General features: G+C 60.6%; 23 protein-coding genes and 1 tRNA gene. 15 read left to right on the plus strand and 9 right to left on the minus strand.

Annotated elements, in window-relative coordinates; genetic code table 11:
- A partial coding sequence (locus NKH91_RS29755; RefSeq protein ID WP_352885486.1) for a DNA methyltransferase occupies positions 1-1,316 on the plus strand: 1,316 nt, incomplete at its 5' end.
- Between the two features lie 26 nt (positions 1,317-1,342).
- Here the strand turns inward: NKH91_RS29755 and NKH91_RS29760 are convergent.
- Positions 1,343-1,600 (minus strand): DUF982 domain-containing protein, encoded by a 258-nt coding sequence (locus NKH91_RS29760; RefSeq protein WP_352885485.1) that lies wholly within the window; start codon positions 1,598-1,600, stop codon positions 1,343-1,345.
- Positions 1,601-1,621: 21 nt separating this feature from the next.
- Positions 1,622-1,981 (minus strand): hypothetical protein, encoded by a 360-nt coding sequence (locus NKH91_RS29765; protein ID WP_352885484.1) that lies wholly within the window; start codon positions 1,979-1,981, stop codon positions 1,622-1,624.
- Between the two features lie 1,119 nt (positions 1,982-3,100).
- Here NKH91_RS29765 and NKH91_RS29770 point away from each other — a divergent pair.
- The 4 genes from NKH91_RS29770 (at position 3,101) to NKH91_RS29785 (ending at position 4,962) form a co-directional block, all read left to right on the plus strand.
- Entirely contained in the window at positions 3,101-3,883 is a 783-nt protein-coding gene (locus NKH91_RS29770) for a hypothetical protein (protein WP_352885483.1), read from the plus strand.
- A 187-nt stretch (positions 3,884-4,070) separates the two neighbouring features.
- Complete coding sequence (locus NKH91_RS29775) at positions 4,071-4,430, plus strand: hypothetical protein (protein WP_352885482.1); 360 nt, start codon at positions 4,071-4,073, stop codon at positions 4,428-4,430.
- Positions 4,427-4,744: a hypothetical protein gene (locus tag NKH91_RS29780; protein ID WP_352885481.1), complete on the plus strand. Its 318-nt coding sequence runs from the start codon at positions 4,427-4,429 to the stop codon at positions 4,742-4,744. The genes NKH91_RS29775 and NKH91_RS29780 overlap by 4 nt, the downstream gene beginning before the upstream one ends.
- Positions 4,744-4,962, plus strand: a complete 219-nt coding sequence (locus NKH91_RS29785; protein WP_352885480.1) for a hypothetical protein — start codon at positions 4,744-4,746, stop codon at positions 4,960-4,962. Before NKH91_RS29780 ends, NKH91_RS29785 begins: the two co-directional genes overlap by 1 nt.
- 7 nt (positions 4,963-4,969) lie before the next feature.
- On the opposite strand, the gene NKH91_RS29790 is transcribed toward NKH91_RS29785, so the two are convergent.
- Positions 4,970-5,320: a hypothetical protein gene (locus tag NKH91_RS29790; RefSeq protein WP_352885479.1), complete on the minus strand. Its 351-nt coding sequence runs from the start codon at positions 5,318-5,320 to the stop codon at positions 4,970-4,972.
- A gap of 55 nt (positions 5,321-5,375) precedes the next feature.
- Positions 5,376-5,675 (minus strand): hypothetical protein, encoded by a 300-nt coding sequence (locus NKH91_RS29795; protein WP_352885478.1) that lies wholly within the window; start codon positions 5,673-5,675, stop codon positions 5,376-5,378.
- Positions 5,676-5,726: 51 nt separating this feature from the next.
- On the opposite strand from NKH91_RS29795, the gene NKH91_RS29800 reads away from it, so the two are divergent.
- The 7 genes from NKH91_RS29800 to NKH91_RS29830 all read left to right on the plus strand — a co-directional run bounded on the left by NKH91_RS29800 (position 5,727) and on the right by NKH91_RS29830 (position 9,042).
- Positions 5,727-5,894 carry a hypothetical protein gene (locus NKH91_RS29800; RefSeq protein ID WP_352885477.1) on the plus strand — a complete coding sequence of 56 codons (168 nt, stop codon included), beginning with the start codon at positions 5,727-5,729 and terminating at the stop codon, positions 5,892-5,894.
- Positions 5,895-5,977: 83 nt separating this feature from the next.
- Positions 5,978-6,388 carry a helix-turn-helix domain-containing protein gene (locus tag NKH91_RS29805; RefSeq protein WP_352885476.1) on the plus strand — a complete coding sequence of 137 codons (411 nt, stop codon included), beginning with the start codon at positions 5,978-5,980 and terminating at the stop codon, positions 6,386-6,388.
- 96 nt (positions 6,389-6,484) lie between these two features.
- Positions 6,485-6,883 (plus strand): ArsR family transcriptional regulator, encoded by a 399-nt coding sequence (locus NKH91_RS29810; RefSeq protein WP_352885475.1) that lies wholly within the window; start codon positions 6,485-6,487, stop codon positions 6,881-6,883.
- A 66-nt stretch (positions 6,884-6,949) separates the two neighbouring features.
- Complete coding sequence (locus NKH91_RS29815; RefSeq protein ID WP_352885474.1) at positions 6,950-7,315, plus strand: hypothetical protein; 366 nt, start codon at positions 6,950-6,952, stop codon at positions 7,313-7,315.
- Between the two features lie 123 nt (positions 7,316-7,438).
- Positions 7,439-7,816, plus strand: a complete 378-nt coding sequence (locus NKH91_RS29820) for a winged helix DNA-binding protein (RefSeq protein WP_352775833.1) — start codon at positions 7,439-7,441, stop codon at positions 7,814-7,816.
- A gap of 2 nt (positions 7,817-7,818) precedes the next feature.
- On the plus strand, positions 7,819-8,901 hold the full coding sequence (locus tag NKH91_RS29825; protein WP_352775836.1) for a tyrosine-type recombinase/integrase: 1,083 nt from the start codon (positions 7,819-7,821) through the stop codon (positions 8,899-8,901).
- A 56-nt stretch (positions 8,902-8,957) separates the two neighbouring features.
- Positions 8,958-9,042: transfer RNA gene (locus tag NKH91_RS29830), tRNA-Leu, on the plus strand.
- 220 nt (positions 9,043-9,262) lie between these two features.
- Here the strand turns inward: NKH91_RS29830 and NKH91_RS29835 are convergent.
- Positions 9,263-9,844, minus strand: a complete 582-nt coding sequence (locus NKH91_RS29835; RefSeq protein WP_352844236.1) for a GDYXXLXY domain-containing protein — start codon at positions 9,842-9,844, stop codon at positions 9,263-9,265.
- Positions 9,841-10,953 carry a DUF2157 domain-containing protein gene (locus NKH91_RS29840; protein WP_352790524.1) on the minus strand — a complete coding sequence of 371 codons (1,113 nt, stop codon included), beginning with the start codon at positions 10,951-10,953 and terminating at the stop codon, positions 9,841-9,843. The genes NKH91_RS29835 and NKH91_RS29840 overlap by 4 nt, the downstream gene beginning before the upstream one ends.
- A gap of 222 nt (positions 10,954-11,175) precedes the next feature.
- On the opposite strand from NKH91_RS29840, the gene NKH91_RS29845 reads away from it, so the two are divergent.
- Together NKH91_RS29845 and NKH91_RS29850 are read left to right on the plus strand one after the other, a co-directional pair.
- Positions 11,176-11,316 (plus strand): DUF1127 domain-containing protein, encoded by a 141-nt coding sequence (locus tag NKH91_RS29845; protein WP_023720174.1) that lies wholly within the window; start codon positions 11,176-11,178, stop codon positions 11,314-11,316.
- Positions 11,317-11,364: 48 nt separating this feature from the next.
- A complete protein-coding gene (locus tag NKH91_RS29850; protein WP_023678914.1) occupies positions 11,365-11,505 on the plus strand; it encodes a DUF1127 domain-containing protein in 141 nt (46 codons plus the stop codon).
- A 336-nt stretch (positions 11,506-11,841) separates the two neighbouring features.
- On the opposite strand, the gene NKH91_RS29855 is transcribed toward NKH91_RS29850, so the two are convergent.
- The gene (locus NKH91_RS29855) at positions 11,842-12,393 is read right to left on the minus strand and encodes a hypothetical protein (RefSeq protein ID WP_245278626.1); all 552 of its coding nucleotides are present in this window, start codon (positions 12,391-12,393) and stop codon (positions 11,842-11,844) included.
- Between the two features lie 149 nt (positions 12,394-12,542).
- On the opposite strand from NKH91_RS29855, the gene trmFO reads away from it, so the two are divergent.
- Positions 12,543-13,952 carry a methylenetetrahydrofolate--tRNA-(uracil(54)-C(5))-methyltransferase (FADH(2)-oxidizing) TrmFO gene (gene trmFO / locus NKH91_RS29860; RefSeq protein ID WP_023720176.1) on the plus strand — a complete coding sequence of 470 codons (1,410 nt, stop codon included), beginning with the start codon at positions 12,543-12,545 and terminating at the stop codon, positions 13,950-13,952.
- A gap of 26 nt (positions 13,953-13,978) precedes the next feature.
- Here the strand turns inward: trmFO and NKH91_RS29865 are convergent, their stop codons facing one another.
- Positions 13,979-14,806 (minus strand): phytoene/squalene synthase family protein, encoded by an 828-nt coding sequence (locus NKH91_RS29865; RefSeq protein ID WP_502899042.1) that lies wholly within the window; start codon positions 14,804-14,806, stop codon positions 13,979-13,981.
- A 25-nt stretch (positions 14,807-14,831) separates the two neighbouring features.
- Positions 14,832-15,221 carry an Mth938-like domain-containing protein gene (locus NKH91_RS29870; protein WP_023720178.1) on the minus strand — a complete coding sequence of 130 codons (390 nt, stop codon included), beginning with the start codon at positions 15,219-15,221 and terminating at the stop codon, positions 14,832-14,834.
- Positions 15,222-15,254 lie beyond the last annotated feature (33 nt).

Raw genomic sequence — 15,254 nt, forward strand, 5'->3', positions numbered from 1 at the left:
ATTGCCAATGGCTGGCCAAACAGCGATATCGACGCCCTCATGCCATGGAATTACCAGCGCTGAACGGCCTCAGCTGCCCGCTTACGATCTATCTCCACTGTGACTCGACCGCCAGCCATTACATCAAGGTGATGATGGACGGCATCTTCGGCCATGAGAACTATCGAAACGAAATCACATGGAAGCGGGCGCAGACAGTCAAGGGTAACTTCGGCCAAGGAACGAAGGCGTTTGGCAGGAACACCGACACAATCCTCTTTTACACTGCTTCAAACCACTACACGTTTAACACGCAATTTGCCGACTATTCAGACGAATACCTAGAGAACTTCTACAAATTTAAAGAAGCGGACGGTCGCCGGTATCGATTGATAAGTATGATCGGGCCGGGCGGCGCCGCAAAGGGCAACCCGTTCTACGAAGTCATGGGTGTTGAGCGACACTGGCGCTACTCGAAAAAGAAGATGGCCGAACTGATCGACCAAGATATGGTTGTGCAAACCAAGCCCGGCACAGTGCCCCAAAGGAAACTCTATCTCGACAAGGGGCGCGGGGTCGCGGTTCAGACGTTGTGGGATGACATCAACGCTCTATCGGCTGGTTCGAAGGAATCTCTCGGGTATCCGACGCAAAAACCAATTGCGCTGCTTAAGCGCATTATCGAAACGTCAAGCAACAAAGGCGATGTTGTTTTTGACCCGTTCTGCGGGTGCGGCACAACGATCTATGCGGCTCAGGAGACAGAGCGCAACTGGATCGGCTGTGACATTGCAATCCTATCTATCAAGCTGGTTCGCGAGGTGCTGACTGAGAAGTATCGAATGGTAGAGGGCCACCACTACGTTGTAGATGGTATTCCTACGAGCGTGGATGGCGCACAGGAGTTGTTCGATAAAGACCCTTCAACATTCCAGAACTGGTTTGTCGAGCGCGTTGGCGGCTTTCCTATGCAGCGTAAGAGCGCCGACAGGGGGATTGACGGTCGTATCTACTTCGAGACGCGCGATGGCCTCCGCGAAATGATGATCCAGGTGAAGGGCGGCAAACACGTCCGCCCCACGGACGTTCGCGATCTTCGAGGCGTTTTGGAGCGGGAGAGCAATGCCGCAATGGCGGGCTTCCTTAGTATCGCGCCGCCCTCCAAGGCAATGATGTCTGAGGCTGCTGAGGCTGGCACCTACGAATACGCGGGGGTTCAATATCCGCGCATCCAGTTTCTGACCACGGATGATGTTTTGGTAGGCAAGCGCGAGTTCCACATGCCAACTCGCGTCAATACCAAGATCAGCACCGGCCAACACTCTCTTGCACTGTAAGAGGGCGTAGCCGAGGGCACAGGAAGTTACTCATTCCCCCCAAGAGTAGGAAGGAACATCCCCTCCTCCTTGGCAGCAGCCAGGAATGCCTTACGGGCCTCCTCAGGTTCCATCTCGTCGGCAATGCAGGCGATGCAAACGCGCACCGCTTGGTTCCATTTGGGGCCACGCTTGGTCCACTTCATCAGCTCCTGGCCGGCTGCCTCGACGTTGTTCACGTTCCGGGTCAGACCAGCGCGCTCAGTCCTCACAGGGACCGGAGGGGAGAACCAATGGGTTGCCATGCCAAAGCCGCCAATTGATCATCAACTCGACGCCGGCAGCGAAACGGTTCTTTTCCTACGAACGCGACCGATGACAAACGCAGTTGGACATAGGAACATTGGAATCAACGCAAACTCTGGCCCAGTCTCTAGGGCCCACGCAACGACCGGCAGAGCGGCAATGATCGCAGCTCCCCCAGTTGCAACCATGACCATGACCACAATCGCAATCGAAACGATGGTAACGGCTGCGAGAATCGAGGCGAAGAACCCGATAATCGACGCTGTCCAGCCGCTCGGCAATCTCTTCGCGATCCAGATTCCGACGACCACCATGATTACGGCAAGTACCAGATTGTATTGCACGTAGATGCTCATCATGTAGCCAGCAAACGTGTCCATCTAATCCTCCCAGCCGCCCTCTCTATCCCCTTTACCATGCACCAAGCCGGGTCGGGAATGTTTGGTAGAAATTTCTGAGCGGGGGATCGGATAACTGGCTCGCGCGAGGACCCCCCGTGCCCCCTCTTCGTCACCACGCATGGCGCGCTAAGCCTCCCATTGTCACAGCATTTGTCACAAGCTGGCAGTTTATCCAACGATTTCAACAGCATGGAACAGATAAGGTATCCAATGCGGTGCGCTATGGGCACATGAGGGCATGTGAAGGGGAGCGCAAGGGTTCGGAATGTCCGGTCGCATGTCTCATAATCGGTGCTTTTGTGAATTGACAATCTGTCACGATTTGACCCGGCGATTGCCCCACGGTTCAACGCTAGGTGCAAACGCTAGGGGCACATCGGCAACGCACATCGGCAAACCTTGCCGTGTCTCTAGCTCCGCGCGTATAGGGGCGCAGGCGGTTTCCTGTTAGGGCGATTGATGGCTGACAGTTATTTGATGCTTTGGAGTGGATTGCTTGTCGGCACGCTTGGCGTGTCGGGGATCTGGTGTCGGTCACGCGGTGATAAGGCGGGGATGTGGTCTTGCCTGCTCTTGGCGCTATTTGGTGCGCTTGCGTTGATGCTGGGGAGGTGGAATTAAGACTCCGCAAGCGGACTTAATCGGCCATTTCGGGCATTTCGCGGATTATTCTCAAACTTTCTTTCATAACAATTTCAGCGGGTTAGCATGAACATGCAACCCATCTGTTGTTTTTTCAACAGCTCCGCTTGCGTATCTAATACGGTTGTGAGACAAAGAGACACCGAACGAGACGGCGACGACGCCAGACGGACGGGACCGGGGACAAGACCTCGGCGCAGGCAAGGGCTTCCGAGCCCAAACCATACAGCGGAACCAAAGGTCAGACTGGTGCGGAACCGGGAGGCGCGCATAACCGGGATGGTTGCGAGATAAGAGCCTAGAGCGAAAGCTGAAGAGCTAGGTGGACCGCAACTAACGCAGTGGCAAGACCGCAAGGTTGAACCGGGCAGCGTGACAAGTGTGATCTTGTCAATCCCCTAAGGTACTAGGTACGGCAACGTAGGGGATCGACAAGCTCACATTTGGAGATTTCCAATGATCAACACCGCTTCTGAAATGCAGGCTGCATTGCGCACCGCTAAATTCGCAGGCGTCATCCTCTATGAGGGGCCGTCAATGATCGACGGTTCGCCAATCGTCGTCATCGCTAACCGGATCACGGCGCGTTCCAAGAATGAGAAGACTGGCGCAATGATCCAGACTTTCATCATTCGGTCGGACATTGACCCTGTCACGGCTTTGAAGTCTGGCGACGATGCATCGGTCTGCGGCGACTGCCCGCACCGCCCGGCAAACAACGGCACATGCTACGTTCGCGTGTTCCAGTCGGTCGCGTCCACCTTCAAGGCATATAAGCGCAACCGTTATGCCCGGCCCGGCGTCGACTATGACGTCAAGCTGACCGCTGACCTGTTCCGTGGTCTCGCCTTCCGCATGGGTTCCTATGGTGACCCTGCAGCGGCCCCTTTCATGGTCTGGCGTCGGGCAACCGTCAACGCCGCTGTGATCAACGGCTATACGCATCAATGGCGGCAGGTCGAGTTTCAGGCTTTCCGCCTGCTTTGCATGGCCAGCGCCGATAGCGTTGCCGACATGAACGACGCCCATGAACTCGGCTGGCGCACCTTCCGCGTTCGGGCTGCAAATGAGCCTGTCGCGGCAAAGCGTGAAGTGGTCTGCCCTGCATCGAATGAGGCTGGCAGCCGCACTAGCTGCGCCGATTGCAAAGCCTGCGGCGGTCTGTCGGCCAAGGCCAAGGTGTCAATGGTGATCATTGCCCACGGCGCAACGGCCAAGCGGTTCGCAACTGCGGCCTAACGCCTCCCACAAGGTACCAGTTCCCTGAGCGCATCGGCCGGCTCCTCCAGTGCTGGCCGGTGTCGCTCGGGTCAATCTCAAAGGACCCTCCAATGCCAACTGAAACGCTTGTCGCCGCTGTCCTGTGGTCTGGCCTGATCACCGGCTGCGCCGTGTTCTTCATCGCAACCCTTCGGAGCCCGTCATAATGGACACGTCAATCTGTGAAGCCGCCATGTGCCTCTGGGAGGCCATGCTCGAAGCCCGCTCGATGGAAGGCACCTCGCAAGCCGCTTGGGCCGCGCCGATCTTCGCCCGATGGGACCAATGGGGCACCGTCGAGATGCGCCATGACTGCGTCGCCCTCGCCCCAATCGCCGAGCGCGTTTGGATGGCCATTCGGGAGACCGGCGAGGAGGATCATCTGGTCCCCTTCGATTGGGAGTTCATCCCGGCATTCTTACGCCGCGTGGAGTTCACCGACGCGCGTTGCAGCTATGCCTTCGAGACCATCGACGAGGCAGCCATGGTTGCCGATCTGCTGGCCATCAAGGCGGTGCCGGCATGATCGTCTACAACGTCAGCCGCGCTTGGTTCACCATGAAGAACGACGCCGAGGCGCACCGCAAGCGCCTTGGGCTGCCACCCGCCACCACCGCAACCATCCGCATCGACAGCCGCGAAGAACTCGCCGGCCTACTCAACTCCCTAATGGGCTTGGGCGAGATCGAGGTGGCCGAGGCCAAGACCATGGTGGCTGGTCCAGCCTTGGTCCCGCCCGAGGTCGTTAAGCGCAACCAGATCACCAACACACCACCGGATTGCGTCCCCGCGTTCCTCGTCAGGGAGTGGGAGCAGAAGATGAAAGGCGTCTACAAATAATGACCAAGTTCGTCGTCCAGCGCCTCGATCAATACACCGACCGGGGCAACAAATGGCTGCTGTTCACCGAGCATCAGGATGGTGCCCGCACCACTCTCGGCTTCCACATGAAGCGCACCGCTGCGGTCACTGTGGCGCGGCTCCTGGCGGGTCGCCGGGGCAAGGTCGAGGTCCGTGACAAGCCCGTCCGCATCACTGAGTGGAGGATGGAAGCGTGACCCTCACTCAGTTTGTAGATGCAAACGCAATGTTTATGTTTTGGTCCATCTCCCTCTGGATCGCCTGAGCCTTTTCACGCTCAGACGCTACACTCAACTCGTGCAGGGATTGAGGAGTTGCGCCGACGAGGGCTTCGATGGAGTGAGACAAAACCTTTTTTGCTGCGTCGAGTATCGCGGCCTCAGCTTCTACTAGACTCTGAGCTTCTTTGGCTTTGATGCGAACACGCGCAACAATAACGTGTCCGAAATCTTCGCCCAATTCAGGGGCATCAAACTGAAGTTCAACTCGACCGAATAGGCAATCCCTATCTGGCGTGAATGATATTTCGGTTACAGTCCCACGTTCCAGTTTCATCGCTGCCAATCCTAATTAGAATCGCACGCTAGCACGTCCGCGCAACCCTTGTGGATTAATCGCCCTTGGGCACGTGAAATGTAGCCGCCTTCCGGGCCAGCACTGCCACACCCCTAGTGAACCAGATTTGCTCGACTTCCCTCGCGGCCTCGCGGGGGGTGTCCTCGAACCCACCGTGGCTGAAGCCTGTGTCCCCGATCATGGCGTTCATTGTCCAATACCAGCGGTGACCCTGAGGGCCACCAGCCATTTTGTAGATGCGGCCCACTCCCTGCTCCTCGGCAAAGGCCGAGAAGTCGTCGGGACGGTCATCCCACGTCCGCTTCCACCTCAACTTCAACTCGATCTCGCTCATGCCAGGACAAATACTGCCTCGACGTGAACGGAGCAAGAACAGGAGATCACCATGCACCACGTCAACGAACTCTTCCTGACCGAGGGGAAGGCCACCACCTTCATGCGGGACTACAGCGACAAGTACCGCCCCTCGATCTTCGGCACCCGGCTGGCCAAGCGGCGATCCCGTTGCGGCCAGTATTGGGAGGTGGTCGGCTCCCGCTTCGCCATCAACTGATGGCACATTTCTTGCATTTCGTAGTCCCGGTTCGGGTGGTCCGCCCGGGTCAAAACTCTCAGCAACTCTCAAAGGCAACTGACATGCTCAAGAAGGAATTTTTCAAAGGCCAGCGTATCCGCATCATCGAGCCGGCGTGGGCCGACCACACCGATGGCTTCGCTACGGGCAACACCGTGACCATCACCGAGCCGGACCTTCACGGGCTGGTCGAAGCGGTCAGCGCCACGACAGGCAACACCGGCATACTCTACCCCGACGAGTTCGAGGTGATCGACGCCAAAGAGCCCACGGCACCGATGACCAAAGCGGTCCTCGATCTGCTGCGCCTCAAGGGCTCCACCACCGCCCTCGAAGCTGGTGGCGTTCTGAAATGTCGCCAGTTGCCGGCGCGCATCCTCGAACTGAAGCGCCTCGGCCATATGATCGTCACTCAGATGAGCGTCGACCCGACTGGCCAGAAGTACGCCCGCTACCATTTACAGGCTGCGTGAACCTTAGCCGGGGAGTGTGAGTTTCTCCTAATGTAGTCTCGCACTCCCGCTCTGGTGCCCTTACGTGAACCCTTCGCGGGGCCAGGAAGGGAAACCATGCCGAACGTGCCTGCAAAGGAAAGAGTGAGACGCACTGCCGTGATCGAGTTGGTCCTCGGCATCTGCGCAGAGATGGTCGCTCTTGGTGATAACCGGGACCTACATCTGGTCCTGATGGCGATACGCCTCGGGAACTACCAGAAGCGACCGATGGACGTGACGGGGCTTGCTGCGGCAACGAGCCTGCCACGGACGACTGTGATCCGCCACATCAAGGCTCTGGAGGAGCTAGGTAGGATCACGGTCGTGAATACCGGGCGCCGCGCGCTGCCGATCCTCATTGGTACTGATCGCCCGCTGACAAAGGGCTTCTACAAGAGGCTGGAGCAGCTCGTTCTTCAAGCATCAGCTAACCTGTCCAAAATGGACACGTTACCGGATAGACACAAAATGTGACCGTCGTTAAATCGATTGTAGCCGCCCCACCCACGGGACCACGGCCAACTCAGGGAACTACACATTATGCAACCACACCAGATCGAGGTCCTCCTCGATAGACTGACCCGTATCGCCATCGCTTTGGAGAGTGCGGGAGGGGTCGCGCAAGGGGGAAGCGCGGCAGCCCCCAACAACCCCTACCAGAGCCCTGACGTGCCCGATGGGTACGACACGGTGCTCGGCTACTTCTCGAAGAACATGCCCGGCGCGTTCGAGTTGATGGACGACCCCATCACTGGAACCCTTCGGGACGGACACTGGCTCACGCATCAGGCCAGTCGGCGGGGGATCGGGATCATCAAGGTCCCAGCGCCGGAACCTCTCGTTGAGATCGGCATCAACGAACTGAACGCCTATCCGGTGTCGCTTCTCCAAGAGCGTATCCGGTAACACAGGCGGGGGATAACAGGGGGAACTGTGGCGGAGGTCTATGAGGGAACCTCCGCTATTGCAGTAGATGCGGGACTGGAATAACAACTACCTCGTACCTATCACTGGGAAGGAGTTACCACCATGAACGCTGGCACGCGCGGGGTCGAGAACAAGACCGCCCGCAAATTCATCGCCTTCATTGACGAGTTCAGGAAACTGAACGCCGAGATGCAAGCCCAACAGATCAGCCTGTTCCTGCACATCGTTGCGCAGCCGGAGCTGACCATCAAGGAATACGCTCAGCGCGCCGGGCTCGGCGACGGTGGGCCTATCTCGCGCAACATTGAGGCGCTTAGCGAGAAGCGGAAGGTCATGGTCGCCGGCAAGCCCGAGCTGGTCGACGGTCACGGCCTAATCGAGACCTACGAGGACCCTCTGGATCGCCGCTTCAAGCGCGTCAAGCCGACGCAGCGGGGTCTCCGGGTCTACAACACCCTGATCCAACTCTTGGGGAGCTAATCATGTCCGTCAGGAAACGCGGCGACACCTATATGGCCGACTTCATGGTCGCGGGAACCCGCTACCGTGAGACCTTCGACAGCGAGGTTGAGGCCGAAGCATACGAGCTGGAGACGCGCGCGGCCCTCGTGCGTGGCTCTCCTGTCCCGTCCCCCAAGAACGGTCGCACCGAGACCGGCTCCTCCCTGCACACGCTCGGGGCGCTGTTCGACTATGTGAAGACCGACCATTGGGAGAACAACCCGAAGATCAAGGCTCCGCATACGGCCATCGCCAACGGGCGCGAGGTCGTGGAGTTCTTTGGGCGCAACACGCCGGTCCAAGACCTCACCCAGGACGAGATGAAGCGGATGGCCCGCCACGTCGTCGAGAGTGGGCGATCCTTCGCCACCGCTGACCGCAAGCTCGCCGCTCTGTCCAAGATGCTGCGCTTCGCGGTCGAGCGTGGGGTTATCCCTCGCGTCCCGAAGGTGCCCCTCTATCGAGAGGACAACGAGCGCCTGCGGTTCCTGACCAAGGACGAGGCTCAGAAGCTCCTGAAGCTGTGGCGCGACTGGCATCAGCCTGACGCCCACGCCTTCACCGTCTTCGCCCTGCACACCGGGGCGCGCGTGGGAGCCATCATGGACCTCCGCTGGAACGCCTTCGGCCCGGGCTTCAACACCGTCCTCTTCCTCGGCGGCGACAAGAAGTCCAAGCCACGGACCCTGCCGATGTCGAAGGCTGCCAAGGAAGCGGTTATCGCCATGCAGCGCGCCTATCCCGACAGCAGAGGGCCGTTCCAGCACATGAAGGGCTCGGACGGTAAGGCTCGCCATCTGCGTGACCTGTGGGACGAGATGCAGAAGACCCTCGGGTGGGACGATGTCGTGGTCCACACGCTTCGCCACACCTGTGCGAGCTGGTTGGTCCAGAACGGGGTCGACCTCAAGCGCATCCAGACGTGGCTCGGGCACAAGCGCATCGAGACCACGCTGAAATACGCCAAGCTGGCGACCGGCGACCTCGACCTTGCCGGCGACATTCTCGGGGACATCCTCGACGACACCAAGCCGAAGCTGAAGGTGGTTTCCGCCGACAACTAGGCGCTCGTTGACTTGTGACAAACGCCGTGACAAACGGTGACAAAGTGACAATTTCAGCGGGTATGGTGGAATTGGTAGACACGCTTGGTTTAGGTCCAAGTGCTTGAAAGCTTGGGGGTTCGAGTCCCTCTACCCGCACCAGCTCCGCTAGCGGAACAGATTTAGGTTCCAGTGCCGAAAGGCGTGGGGGTTCGAGTCCCTTCATCCGCACCACCCTTCGCTCTTCGAGCTTCGGGTGGCAGGCCGCTCGAAGCTCGTTAGACGAAGGAGTGCCCTCCGAAGCCTTGGCGGAGGAGGACAGGCGCCACTATGGCGCACCATTTCGATCCCCCGAGCGCCGACACCTAGATTCTTCCGCGCTTCAATAGAGCGGCTCCTCGAACAGCGTCTTGTCGCCGTCCACCAGCGCCTTGATCTGCGCCGTGCCGTTGGCCGCGATCGCGACGCGGATGCCGAACGGCCGCACCCGCATGTCATTCTGGATCGCCATGCCCTCGCCCTCCGGCAAATAGAAGCGCTCGATGCCGTAATCCGGCGCGATCGTCGTGGCTGCGCTGAGATCCGAGCCCTCGGAGACGTGTCCGACGATATCGGCTTCACCGGATGCTGCCGGCACCGGCGCTTGCCCGAACCAAGCCGCGGTCGGACCCCAATAGCCGTCGGCGCCCGGCTTCAGCCTGACCACGATCGGCGTGTCGTCACTCGCCAGCTTGCCGGCTGGAATGTTGCCGATCAGCTTCACCGGTATGCGCGAAATCTCGTAGCCAAGCGAAATATAGTCACCGCGCAGGAGATCGCGCGGATCGATCGGCTCAACCCTGAGCAGGACCTGCTTGCCGTCGCGCAGGATCGCCGCGCGTCCGGCGATGATCCAGCTCAGGAAGCCGATCTGGACAAGCGCCAGGACCAGCGCCGAGATGATCAGTCTTTTGCCGGTCATCATGCTGCCGCTCCTGTCATGTCCGGGGCGTTCATGCGCTTTTCTATGCGGATGATAATGAAAGCAAGAACGGCGAGAAGCACCGCCGCCGCAAGAAAGAAGCCTGCCGTGTCGAGCATTGATTGCAGCATCACCACATAGATGATGGCGAGTTCGAAGGCGAAGCCCGCATAGGCAACCCAGCGCAGTCCTCGGCTCTCGCGGCCGCCCAGCACGATCGCCGCGACGATGCCGGCCAGCGCAACAGCCGAGGCAATGGCGAAGCCGCTGCTGTAGCTGCTTTCATCCGCCAGTTCGAACTGGATCATCGCCAGGCCGGTGAGAAAGCCGATCAGCGCGTGCAGGGGCAGCCTGCCACCCAGTTGCAAGATCCTGTCGACCGGCCCGGCAGCAAAGATCGCAGCGATAAAAAGCAGCACCGACGCGACAACGAGCGGGATAGCGACTTGCAGCGTGTCGTACCGCGTCACCAGGAGCACGAGATAGAACAGCACCGACAGGATGATCAGGTGGCGCGCCGCCTGGCTGCGCGTCCAGAACGAAACGGCAAAAAGCACCAGCGCCATGACGACGAAGAGATGCGGGAATTCCGCGCGATACTCGAAGCCTTTCAGGAACAGCCAGGCATCGGCGATGCCGACGGCAGCGACGGTCAGCGGGTTCGAGCGCAGCGCCACCGCCGCCAGCGCCGTGCCGGCGCCCCAGGTGACCACGGCGGAGGCCTCGTCGCCCGACAAGTGGTACATCTGGCCGATCAGCGCGATCGATCCGCCGAACGCTGCTGCCGCGACGATCCACAGCGCTTCGCCGATCGCCGCATGGTCACGCATTTTCAGCACCGCGCCGCCGACATAGCCGGCAAGGATAACGGCAAAGAGTGCCGCCACCCGCACCAGCCTCGGAATGACTTCCCAGTTGGCGGCGATGAAGATCAGGATGGCCGCGCCGAACAACAGCGCCGCCATCATCGCCAGGATCGAGCCGAAGCTCAGCGATTTGCGTTCGTTGGCCTCGACGTCGCGCGTCAGCACGTCGGCTGTCGGCGCGTCGATCAGGCCGGCCTGCTGCCATCGTGCGATATCCAACCTGACCCGTGACGAATAGCTCGCCATGCCCCTCCCCCTTTGTTTAGCCCTTTTAGCTCGTCCGCCCAAGCGTTTGACCTAACGGCATTTTCCGATCTGGGCAGAAAACCGGACGCGCGTTAATGCTGCAATGCACAATTTGCATTGCTGCCATGCACCAATAGCGCTTTTAAATCGATATGACCCCTCTTATCTTCACGGTGCACACAAAGACGGAATGATCCGAAAGAAAGACGAAACGAGAATACCATGAACCTGATCCGCAACTATCGCAACTGGCGCCGCTACCGGGACACCGTTTCTGAGCTGAGCCGCCTGAGCACCCGTGAACTGACCGACCTCGGCATCAGCCGCGGCGACATCCACTACGTCGCCCGCAAGGCGGTCTAATCCTTTCGGACCGCAAATGGTCCGAACCAGTTTTGAAAGAGAACGACAATGAACCTGATCCGCAACTATCGTAACTGGCGCGTCTACCGCGAGACGGTTACCGAGCTGGGTCGCCTGTCAAACCGCCAGCTCAATGATCTCGGCATCGTCCGCGACGAGATCAAGATGGTCGCTCGCAGGGCGATCTAACCAGCAGAATTTCGCCAGGGTCGACCTCCTCCCCGACCCTGACGGATACGGTCAGCCTTCACCTCCTCCCGAGGGTTGACCACAAAAACGGCGCCCGCCGGACCTCCTCCCCCGGCGGGCGTTGTTTCTAAGAAGGGTTTCGCGCCCTTTCAAATGGCGAAAGGAATTTCGTCAAAGCCGACCTCCTCCCCGGCGATGACGAATACGGTCGATCTTCACCTCCTCCCGAGGATCGGCCAACAAAACGACACCCGCCGGACCTCCTCCCCCGGCGGGTGTTGTTGTTTTCAGGCTCGAAACGCCCTGAGAGTCGTTTTTGGCGGGACGTCCCCGTCGTCAGTCCAGCGCGCCGCTCTTCAGCACGCCTCGCTTCTTCCACTGGCTCAGCGGAAAAATATCCGGCGCGCCGCCCATCGGCGCATACCAGGAATCCACCACCCATTCTGTACCGCCGCGGTCGCTGATCACCGCCGTCCAATGCGGATAGCGCCCGTCGACAAACAGGCCTCGCGAGGCCTTGTCCTCGACCTTATGAAACCTGAGCAGTTTTCGCTCGGCAAGATAGACCAGCAACGCATGCGTATTGGTCGATTCGTCGACACAATCCATCTGGCCCCTGACGCGCGATGCACCGAATTTCGACTGCGGCTGGTCGCGGACGCCGATGGCCTGGAAAATGCGCTGTTCGAAATAGCGGACGGCCTTCGAAATAGCGGAGCGCTCGGCCTGGGGCGAACCCGCGCCCGCACGCAGGATAGAGCGGAAACGCGCACCGTCACTGGGGCCAAGCGCCAGCGTCGTGCGATAGTTGCAACCGTAACCATGGCATATGGGGATCCGCTTGGAAGCCGTCGCGGCCGGTTCGCCGGCCGCTGCTGATCCGCCCACGGCGATCACGACTGTCAGAAATGTCGCTCTGGCAAAGACCCCGAGACTCCCACCCATTCGCAATAGTAGACGATTGCAGCGCGTGGCGGCAACAGCGCGGCTGATTCGTGTAATTGCAATCGCCGCGCCAAGGGATTATTTCGGCGCTCATGAACACAAATCCCATTCACGTCATCGGTGGCGGTCTCGCCGGCTCCGAAGCTGCTTGGCAGGCGGCCGAAGCCGGCATTCCGGTTATCCTGCATGAAATGCGTCCCGTCCGCGGCACCGATGCGCACAAGACCGACGGGCTGGCCGAGCTCGTCTGTTCCAATTCCTTCCGCTCCGACGATGCGCAAGCCAATGCCGTCGGCCTGCTGCATGCCGAAATGCGGCTCGCCGGTTCGCTGATCATGAGCGCCGGCGACGCGCACCAGGTGCCGGCCGGCGGTGCGCTGGCCGTCGACCGCGACGGATTTTCCGAAGCGGTCACCAGAAAGCTCGAAGCGCACCCACTCATCACCATCCGGCGCGAGGAAGTGCCTGGCCTGCCGCCGGCGGACTGGGACCAGGCGATCGTCGCCACCGGCCCGCTGACCGCCCCTTCGCTCGCCCAGTCGATCGCGGAAGCAACCGGCGCCGACGCGCTCGCCTTCTTCGACGCCATCGCGCCGATCGTCCATTTCGACACGATCGACATGGATATCTGCTGGTTCCAGTCGCGCTACGACAAGGTCGGCCCCGGCGGCACCGGCAAGGATTACATCAACTGCCCGATGGACAAGGAGCAGTACCTTGCCTTCGTGCAGGCGCTGGTCGACGGCCAGAAAACCGAATTCAAGCAATGGGAAGGCACGCCCTATTTCGACGGCTGCCTGCCGATCGAGGTGATGGCCGAGCGTGGCATCGAGACATTGCGTTACGGGCCGATGAAGCCGATGGGGCTGACCAATGCACACAATCCGTCTGTAAAGGCCTATGCCGTCGTCCAGCTTCGCCAGGACAACGCACTGGGCACGCTCTACAACATGGTCGGCTTCCAGACCAAGCTGAAGCACGCCGAGCAGGTGCGCATTTTCCGCACCATTCCCGGGCTGGAAAACGCCGAGTTCGCCCGCCTCGGCGGCCTGCACCGCAACACCTACATCAATTCGCCGACGCTGCTCGACGCTTCGCTGCAGTTGAAGTCGCGGCCCGGCTTGCGTTTTGCCGGCCAGATCACCGGCTGTGAGGGCTATGTCGAGAGTGCCGCCATCGGCCTGCTCGCCGGGCGTTTCGCCGCCGCCGAAAGGCTTGGCCATGCGCCGTCGCTGCCGCCGTTGACCACCGCTTTCGGCGCGCTGCTCAACCACATCACCGGCGGCCATATTGTCTCCGACGACGAGCCGGGAAAGCGCTCTTTCCAGCCGATGAACGTCAATTTCGGCCTGTTCCCGCCCGTGGACGCGCCAAAGATCGAAGGCAAGCGGCTGCGCGGCAAGGACAAGACGGTCGCCAAGCGGCACGCGGTGACATCGCGCGCGCTGGCCGATTGCCGCGAATGGCTCGGGCTGCCGGCGCAGGCGGAAGCTGCGGAATAACGGTCGGGTTGGCTACGCGGCAGCCTTTATGCGACCGGCCAGCCCCGCGTTGCGCGCCGGAACAAGAGCCAATGCCGGTGCAAGGCCGAAAGCCGCACCGCGCCATCAAGCGGTGAATGGCGGGAGCCGTCCATCTTGCCGAGATAGGCGCCCGTCAGCGCCAGCGGCAGAAACGCCGGACGCAGTGAAACCGGCAGGGCGGACGCTCCCTGCTCGAAAGCAGACAGATGTTCGCGTGCCAGCGCGATCATCGCGGCAACGGCGCGTTCCGCGCCCGGCCCGCCGTCGCTTGTAACGAACTCCTGCGGCGACGTTCCTGCGGCGGCCAAGATATCGGCCGGGACAAAGCATTGCCCTCGCTTGCGATGCAGCGGCAGCAGAAGCAGGAGACCGGTCATTGCCTGCGTACAACCTGCCCTGCCGGCAAGTTCCGCAAAGCGCGGTGCTTCGACCGGATCGAGCACCATCGCCGCAAGCTGGATAAGTGCTGCGGCAGTCTCGCCGCAATAGCCTTCGAGATCGGTGCGCGACGGCATCGGGTCGTCATAGAGATCGAAGATGCGCGCTTCGAGCATATTGTCGAAAGCGGCCTTCGGCAGGCGATGAGCGGAAATCGTCGCCCTCAGCGCGTCCGCCACGGGATGGCCGACCTTAGCGCGATCCTCTTCGGCGGCGATGACGTCTCGCCACCATTGCAGCCGGACTTCACCCGGCAGCGCTTCGCGGATGCGATCGCGTATGCCGGCAATTTCGGCGTTGAAGGCATAGAGCGAAAACACCGCGTCCCGCTTGTCTTCGGGCGCGTAGAGCGCGGCGAGATAGCGGTCATGGTCGGCGGCGCGCACCGTCTCCATGACGGCTTTGGTGTTTTCGGCCACGTCAGTCGACGGCGATGAGTGCTGCGGCCACGGCGCGGTCTTCAGCCAGCAGCACATTATAGGTCCGCACTGCCGCCCCGGTCGACATCGGATCGGCGGAAATGCCGGCATCCTTCAGCGCAGCACGCAACGCCGCCGGCAATGGCCTCAGATCCTTGCCGCTGCCGACCAGCAGGATCTCGACCTTGTCGGCCTCGTTGAACAGCTTGGTGAAATCCGCTGCCGTCAGCGCCAGCGGATCGGCCGGCTCCCAGCCATAGATGCCCGAAGGCAGACACAGCAACGAGCCGCGATGCGACATGTCGGCAAAACGGAAGCCGCCATTGCCGTAAGCCTCGATCGGTGCGCGGCCGGGGAAATGCGCCTCGCGGATGACGATGCCTTTGGCCACTAGTGGTCCGATTCTAACTGGCGCGGCAAGCCG

Source organism: Mesorhizobium sp. M0894 (assembly GCF_040319725.1).
Classification (GTDB): Bacteria; Pseudomonadota; Alphaproteobacteria; order Rhizobiales; family Rhizobiaceae; genus Mesorhizobium.

Excerpts from the sequence above, each read along its gene's own strand:
- NKH91_RS29760 (WP_352885485.1), bottom strand. The coding sequence starts at position 1,600 with ATGGCAACCCATTGGTTCTCCCCTCCGGTCCCTGTGAGGACTGAGCGC.
- NKH91_RS29765 (WP_352885484.1), bottom strand. The coding sequence starts at position 1,981 with ATGGACACGTTTGCTGGCTACATGATGAGCATCTACGTGCAATACAAT.
- NKH91_RS29770 (WP_352885483.1), top strand. The coding sequence starts at position 3,101 with ATGATCAACACCGCTTCTGAAATGCAGGCTGCATTGCGCACCGCTAAA.
- NKH91_RS29775 (WP_352885482.1), top strand. The coding sequence starts at position 4,071 with ATGGACACGTCAATCTGTGAAGCCGCCATGTGCCTCTGGGAGGCCATG.
- NKH91_RS29780 (WP_352885481.1), top strand. The coding sequence starts at position 4,427 with ATGATCGTCTACAACGTCAGCCGCGCTTGGTTCACCATGAAGAACGAC.
- NKH91_RS29785 (WP_352885480.1), top strand. The coding sequence starts at position 4,744 with ATGACCAAGTTCGTCGTCCAGCGCCTCGATCAATACACCGACCGGGGC.
- NKH91_RS29790 (WP_352885479.1), bottom strand. The coding sequence starts at position 5,320 with ATGAAACTGGAACGTGGGACTGTAACCGAAATATCATTCACGCCAGAT.
- NKH91_RS29795 (WP_352885478.1), bottom strand. The coding sequence starts at position 5,675 with ATGAGCGAGATCGAGTTGAAGTTGAGGTGGAAGCGGACGTGGGATGAC.
- NKH91_RS29800 (WP_352885477.1), top strand. The coding sequence starts at position 5,727 with ATGCACCACGTCAACGAACTCTTCCTGACCGAGGGGAAGGCCACCACC.
- NKH91_RS29805 (WP_352885476.1), top strand. The coding sequence starts at position 5,978 with ATGCTCAAGAAGGAATTTTTCAAAGGCCAGCGTATCCGCATCATCGAG.
- NKH91_RS29810 (WP_352885475.1), top strand. The coding sequence starts at position 6,485 with ATGCCGAACGTGCCTGCAAAGGAAAGAGTGAGACGCACTGCCGTGATC.
- NKH91_RS29815 (WP_352885474.1), top strand. The coding sequence starts at position 6,950 with ATGCAACCACACCAGATCGAGGTCCTCCTCGATAGACTGACCCGTATC.
- NKH91_RS29820 (WP_352775833.1), top strand. The coding sequence starts at position 7,439 with ATGAACGCTGGCACGCGCGGGGTCGAGAACAAGACCGCCCGCAAATTC.
- NKH91_RS29825 (WP_352775836.1), top strand. The coding sequence starts at position 7,819 with ATGTCCGTCAGGAAACGCGGCGACACCTATATGGCCGACTTCATGGTC.
- NKH91_RS29835 (WP_352844236.1), bottom strand. The coding sequence starts at position 9,844 with ATGATGACCGGCAAAAGACTGATCATCTCGGCGCTGGTCCTGGCGCTT.
- NKH91_RS29840 (WP_352790524.1), bottom strand. The coding sequence starts at position 10,953 with ATGGCGAGCTATTCGTCACGGGTCAGGTTGGATATCGCACGATGGCAG.
- NKH91_RS29845 (WP_023720174.1), top strand. The coding sequence starts at position 11,176 with ATGAACCTGATCCGCAACTATCGCAACTGGCGCCGCTACCGGGACACC.
- NKH91_RS29850 (WP_023678914.1), top strand. The coding sequence starts at position 11,365 with ATGAACCTGATCCGCAACTATCGTAACTGGCGCGTCTACCGCGAGACG.
- trmFO (WP_023720176.1), top strand. The coding sequence starts at position 12,543 with ATGAACACAAATCCCATTCACGTCATCGGTGGCGGTCTCGCCGGCTCC.
- NKH91_RS29865 (WP_502899042.1), bottom strand. The coding sequence starts at position 14,806 with ATGGAGACGGTGCGCGCCGCCGACCATGACCGCTATCTCGCCGCGCTC.